The sequence below is a fragment of the Bacillus sp. JJ1773 genome, from assembly GCF_036962035.1.
Lineage (GTDB): Bacteria > Bacillota > Bacilli > Bacillales > Cytobacillaceae > Cytobacillus.
In genome coordinates this window covers 1-5830 of the sequence record NZ_JBALNX010000150.1, presented here as the reverse complement: position 1 = coordinate 5830, position 5830 = coordinate 1, and the positions used below count along the sequence as shown (strand labels likewise).

Below are 5830 nucleotides of genomic sequence, written 5' to 3'. Positions count from 1 at the left end.
GTATATAAGACCGCCTTTCAAGGCTATTTCCAAAAAAAGTGGTAATTTATAAGTGAACAAATTTATTTTTCCTTATTTTTAAAAAATATTTAGAGTTGTTTGAAATAAAAGCAATTGTAGTCAGGTACATGAAGAAGGAATTTAAACTGGATGATTCGAATAAGTTTTAGTGAACTTGGTTTTGTTGAATTCTCAAAAAAAATGATTGGAGGATTTCATTGAAAACATTTTTTCGTTATATGGTCGACAGTAGCAAATGAAGATGATTTTGATGCGTATGGATGGCTGTTTTCGAAATCGATTGAGGATTATAGTTATCGTCACCCGGAAGATTCGGATTACCCTGCCATGTTGGAGAGAATTAGAAGCTGGAGAGAAATGTATCTCCAAAATGGAAGGGACACACTTGGTTTTGGTTTATACCTTTTAAGGAACGATTAATTTATACTATACTCAGATTTTTTCATGTCTTTTAACTTTGAAAGATTACACTAAACAGTGAGGAGATTGGTTTTATGCAAGTTGTAGCCAAAATATTTTTAGAACAACTCGACATGCATTGCTATAATAATGAGTGGTTTGCATCCATGGATCAGGCGCTTCAGGGAGTCATCGCAGCTGAGGCAGCATGGACAAGTTCGGGAATCAGCAATTCGATTTGGCAGATTGTCAACCACTTGATATTTTGGAATGAAGACGTAATCCATCGAATTAAGGGCACAGAGAATCCGCATAAGGCAGAAGACAATGAAGAAACCTTTGGAAATCCGGGGGATCCAGAAGACGAAGTTGGGTGGGCCCAGACAGTGCAGCGCCTTAATGAAGTCATGAATAAATTAAAAACGGTCATTGCGGACCTTGACGATGAAAAGTTAAAAGCTCCGTATGCAGCTAACAGGTACTCTATTGAGCGTTTACTCAGCAATATCATGATGCATGATACGTATCATCTCGGCCAAATTGTTCTGTTGCGAAAGTTGCAATCCTCTTGGGGTGGCGTTGATTGGTCCTAAAGCACCATAATTCAGCGACCTTCCTCGCCCAGCCGTAGAAGCAGTATTGACGGTGTGAAGCCATTTTCATTCACTATGGTGAAGCGGGTGATTTTCCTGCTTTATGGATGGCAAAACGGGTGTGTTAGTCAAATAAATTAGAACGTATTTGCAGAGCGATCTTTCGCATATTTCATTGTTCAACAGTCCGGCGCTTTTCTTAAATAAGAAGGCGTCTTTTTGCATGTACAACACATTTAGGGATTGAGTTTAATGAGGTGTAAAAAAAGATTGTGAAGTCCTGCACTTAAAGTAAAGGGGGCTTTAGTTAAAGAGGAAATAAGTGATTTTATGATTGAAATCATAATTTAGTTAATTCATTAAAGGGCGCTTTTCTGAAATAAGGAAAGCGTCGTTCTTCATGAAAAGGGCCATTTAATGGAGTATATTACGTTAAAATTGAATTAATTAAAAACCAGAGAAGGGAGGATTCTTATATGGACTTAGCTTTGGAAATTGCGCGTATTTTACTACCTGTTGTAATGGTGGGGGGATTGCAGTATTTGTAGTTATAAGAATGAAACATAAATATAAGAAAGGACCCTGGGTAAGAAAAAAGCCAAAAGCGCTCAAAATTTATTAGATAGTTTAATACCACTCGGAATGATGATTGGTTGTGTTGTTGCTGTAATTCTTAGCATATTTTTCCCAATCTCCTTACTATCTACATTTGGTTTGGGAGCTGGAATAGGTTTATTATTTGGATATTTTGCTTATGAAATTTATAGCAAAAAAGGAGAAAGTTATTAGTAAATAGTTATCTTCCAGAAAATTGCGCAATTTTGAAAAAAATTGTGCGTTCTTTAGCTATAGGGCCATATTCTTGAATAGGAGAAGGAATTATTAGAAGGTGAATCGAATTTCTAAGTTATTCAACTTGGCAGTTTTTTCGTTAATGAAGCAGTCATTTTGACAACAATGACAAAAAACTTAAAATAACACACAGAATAAATTAATGATTCTAAATAGTTGAGCTATATTTGCACTGTACATATTTTTAAGGGAGGAATTAAAAATGGTTAATTTTACGTGGAAAGGAAATCCAGTAACACAATTAGGAAACGACGTAAAGGTTGGAGATAAAGCTCCTGAGTTTACAGTACTAGCGAATGACTTATCACCTGTTACACTCGCTGAGTCAAAAGGGAAAGTTCGTTTAATTTCTGTTATACCATCTATTGATACTCCTGTTTGTGATGCACAAACACGTCGTTTTAACGAAGAGGCTTCTAAATTAGGTAATGTACAGGTTCTTACTATTAGCGCTGATTTACCGTTTGCACAGAAAAGTTGGTGTGCAGCAAATGGTATTGAGAATGTACAAACATTATCAGATCATCGTTATCTTTCATTCGGTAAAGCATATGGTGTTGCTATCCAAGAACTTCGCTTATTAGCACGTGCTATTTTTGTTGTTGATACAAACGACAAAGTAACATATGTTGAGTATATAAATGAATCAACAGACCACCCAAATTATGAAGCAGCATTAGAAGCAGCTAGAGCAGTATTATAAACAAGTAGAGTTATTTTTGCAGCTCATAAGCATTTTTCAATATATCGCAATCCGGCGCTTTCCTGAAACAAGGTTAGCGCTTATTTTCATTTTAGGGCCATTTAATGGAGTAAGAATATCAAGAAAAATTGAATACTTATGGTAATGATAGTATGTGTTTGTGAAAGGTTGTACTTAAACGCAATGCGATTGAACCAATAATATCGATAGATTGTAAGCCTTATTGATATATTCATAGAATCAAAGATATTTCTTAAATAGCAGCTATAAATAGCCCGCCAACATAGTCTGGCCAAGTAAATCCAGTAAGGTTGTTTAACAATATTACCATTAATGTCCCAAGACCCATTGATATGAGGATAACGAATACACCATTCATTAATGATAACTTCCACCTGAACTTTCTTTATTTTTAAATGTAATTTCTTGTTCATCTTCTGTTCATATACGGATTATAAACTAAGGATGTAAATAAGAAATTGGAGGAATGAATAATGAACCTTGCGTGGAAAGAAATGAAGAAAAATAAAGTAAGATTTTTAATATTAGGCTTCATTGTATTTCTAGTTAGTTTACTAACTTTTATTATATCAGGTTTAGCAAATGGATTATCACAAGACAATGCTGCATTAATAAAAAATTTACCAGACGGGCAATTTTACATGAATGATAAGGCAGACGAAAACTATAATCTATCGAAAATAGAAAGTAGTATTCAAGAAAAATTGTTGAATGATCAGAAAGATGCTACAGCACTATCTATTCAAATGGGTTTTTTAAATGATAAGGATGATAAACAACAAAGCGTTGCTTTTGTTACTTCAACACAAACAACATTGTTTCCAGATGTTCAAGCTGGAGAGATCATATTGGATAGCTCCATGAAGGATAAAGGGATCAAAGTTGGAGATATTTTAACGAACAATCAATTAAGTGGTGAGTTTATTGTAAAAGGTTTTGTTGAACAAGAGAAGTTCAGCCATGCACCTGTCGCTTTTATTAATATAGAGAACTACAAAGAAATGTATAGAGTAGATGAAATGCAATTAATTTTCATACCAGGAGAGGACTCTTCTCAAGAATTTACGGGCTTACAATCATTTTCAAATAAAGATTTTCTAAATACCATTTCAAGTTACAGCGCTGAACAGATGTCTTTAAATATGATTGTTTGGTTTTTGGTTGTCATAAGTGGAATGTTGTTTGCTATCTTTTTCTACATGATGAACGTTCAAAAGATTGGTTTGTACGGTATTTTAAAAGCAATTGGTGTAAAAACAAGTAAATTATTCAAAATGATGTGGACCCAAATGATTCTTATTACAGTAACTTCACTTGCTTTTTCTATTACACTTAGTCAAGTCTTTAACATGGTTGCTCCTGAAGGAATGCCTTTTAGTTTAACCATGGTTACAACCGCACAATTGACTCTAGTATTCCTAGTTATTGGATTTATTGGAGCTACACTCTCAGGAATACAAATTAAAAAGGTTGAACCACTACAAGCAATACAACAAGGAGAGATATAATATGTCTATATTTACAATTGATAAAGTTAGAAAAACGTTTACGAATGGGGAAGTTAAGGAAGAAATACTGAAGGGAATTAACCTTTCTCTAAAAGAAGGGGAAATAACAGCATTAGTGGGTGCATCAGGTTCAGGTAAAAGTACACTACTTACAATAGCTGCAGGACTTCAACCTTCATCACATGGAGAAGTACTATTCGAAGGCAAAAATATGACTACCATGGGTTCAGAGCAAATTCGGAAAATACGAGCAAGTAAATTTGGTTTTGTCTTTCAATTTGCCCATCTAGTTCCTTTTCTCACCGTAGAAGAACAACTAATGCTCATGCTAGATGTTTCTGAATTGAAATTAAAGAAACAGGAACAAAAAAGAGAAGTGAATAGAATTCTGCAACTAGTTGGGATGGAGCATCGGAAGAATGCTTATCCATCTTCTTTGTCAGGTGGGGAAAAACAGAGAGTAGCCATTGCTCGTGCAATCATTCACCAGCCTAAAATTCTCTTCGCAGACGAACCAACCGCTAGTTTAGATTCTAAACGATCTAATGATGTTATGTCATTAATCAGAGAATTAACGAAAACATTAAATATAACTACTTTAATGGTTACGCACGATGAAGAAATGCTCTCTTATGCAGACAATATCATTAAAATGATTGATGGACGAATTTTGCAAAGTATAGAGTAAATTCATTTAATAATGATAGAAAAAGTATAAAAAGTATGATAGTTAAAAATAAACAGTAGCCCTTACTATGGAAACGAAGGGCTATTTTTTAAGTTGTAGGTATTTAAGTAATAGGAAACATTTATGACAAGCAATCTAATCGTTGATGACGATAGCAATATTCTAAACCTAGTAAATATACATTTATCCGAACAAGACTATAAGGTTTTTCAAGCCAAAGACGGTATAGATGCCTTGAAACTTCTTCAAAAGGAAAGTTGCATCAACAATGGGACCAATGGGTACAACAAGGAGACTTACAGATCGATCTATTGAGAAGCTTGTAGAGAAATATGCGATTGCATTTGGAAAACCAGCACTAACTGTTCATGAATTAAGACATTCATTTGCTACTCGTTATCATTTCGAGAATAATGATATACCAAAATTAAAGCGTCAATTGGGGCACGCATCGGTTCAAACCACAATGATTTATACTCATCTAACTAATGATGAAATGCGTACAGCTGTAAACAAAATGGACAATAAACAACACTGCAGCAGAAAGACTTTATGCAGTGTTTCTTTTTTTAACTTGATGAATAGAATATGAAGTGAAAGGTAACTTTAAAAGTAATCTGAGTTATATTTAGTGATATTGGGCAATATTGGAAAAAAATCTGTAAAGAAAATAGGGATTTATGTATTCAACTTTGTTTCAAAATACGGTATGTACACAAATTTAGTTCACTCGCTGTAATTTAAGTATATAGATTAGGTTCACAAAAACAGGCAGGAAAAATTGACTTTATGGATTATTAATCGAAAAATCACTTATGTACATAACTTGGGTTCACCGTACATTTTTTTCATTTTGTCTCACTATCTTAAGTATACTTATACATTGAGACAAAATTTATTTAACTTCCGATAATATATATTATGTAAACTAGAAACAAACATAATTACAACAAGGGCTTGTGCTCTCAAGTTGACGAGTGACACAATTATACTTATAAAAATGACATAAAGATACTGAAACTTATTTTATTCCAGTATCTTTATG

Annotated in this window: 5 protein-coding genes and 2 pseudogenes; 6 read left to right on the top strand and 1 reads right to left on the bottom strand. The window is 33.8% G+C overall.

The genetic code is table 11. From position 1 onward, the window contains the following. Nucleotides 1-515 precede the first annotated feature (515 nt). From V7127_RS25645 to tpx, 3 genes and pseudogenes are all read left to right on the top strand, one after another. The gene (locus V7127_RS25645; protein ID WP_335491055.1) at nucleotides 516-1013 is read left to right on the top strand and encodes a DinB family protein; all 498 of its coding nucleotides are present in this window, start codon (nucleotides 516-518) and stop codon (nucleotides 1011-1013) included. A gap of 488 nt (nucleotides 1014-1501) precedes the next feature. Continuing rightward, nucleotides 1502-1802 (top strand): annotated as a pseudogene (locus tag V7127_RS25640) (hypothetical protein). 265 nt (nucleotides 1803-2067) lie between these two features. Next, nucleotides 2068-2568: a thiol peroxidase gene (gene tpx, locus V7127_RS25635; RefSeq protein ID WP_335491052.1), complete on the top strand. Its 501-nt coding sequence runs from the start codon at nucleotides 2068-2070 to the stop codon at nucleotides 2566-2568. Between the two features lie 253 nt (nucleotides 2569-2821). Here tpx and V7127_RS25630 read toward each other — a convergent pair whose 3' ends face one another. Beyond that, nucleotides 2822-2947, bottom strand: a complete 126-nt coding sequence (locus tag V7127_RS25630) for a hypothetical protein (RefSeq protein ID WP_335491050.1) — start codon at nucleotides 2945-2947, stop codon at nucleotides 2822-2824. Between the two features lie 115 nt (nucleotides 2948-3062). Between V7127_RS25630 and V7127_RS25625 the strand changes: the two genes are divergently transcribed. The 3 genes and pseudogenes from V7127_RS25625 to V7127_RS25615 form a co-directional block, all read left to right on the top strand. Next, nucleotides 3063-4097 carry an ABC transporter permease gene (locus V7127_RS25625; RefSeq protein ID WP_335355246.1) on the top strand — a complete coding sequence of 345 codons (1035 nt, stop codon included), beginning with the start codon at nucleotides 3063-3065 and terminating at the stop codon, nucleotides 4095-4097. Nucleotide 4098: 1 nt separating this feature from the next. After that, the gene (locus V7127_RS25620; RefSeq protein WP_335348129.1) at nucleotides 4099-4785 is read left to right on the top strand and encodes an ABC transporter ATP-binding protein; all 687 of its coding nucleotides are present in this window, start codon (nucleotides 4099-4101) and stop codon (nucleotides 4783-4785) included. 280 nt (nucleotides 4786-5065) lie between these two features. Further along, nucleotides 5066-5377, top strand: a pseudogene (locus tag V7127_RS25615) (tyrosine-type recombinase/integrase); the annotation flags it as partial. Between the last annotated feature and the right edge of the window lie 453 nt (nucleotides 5378-5830).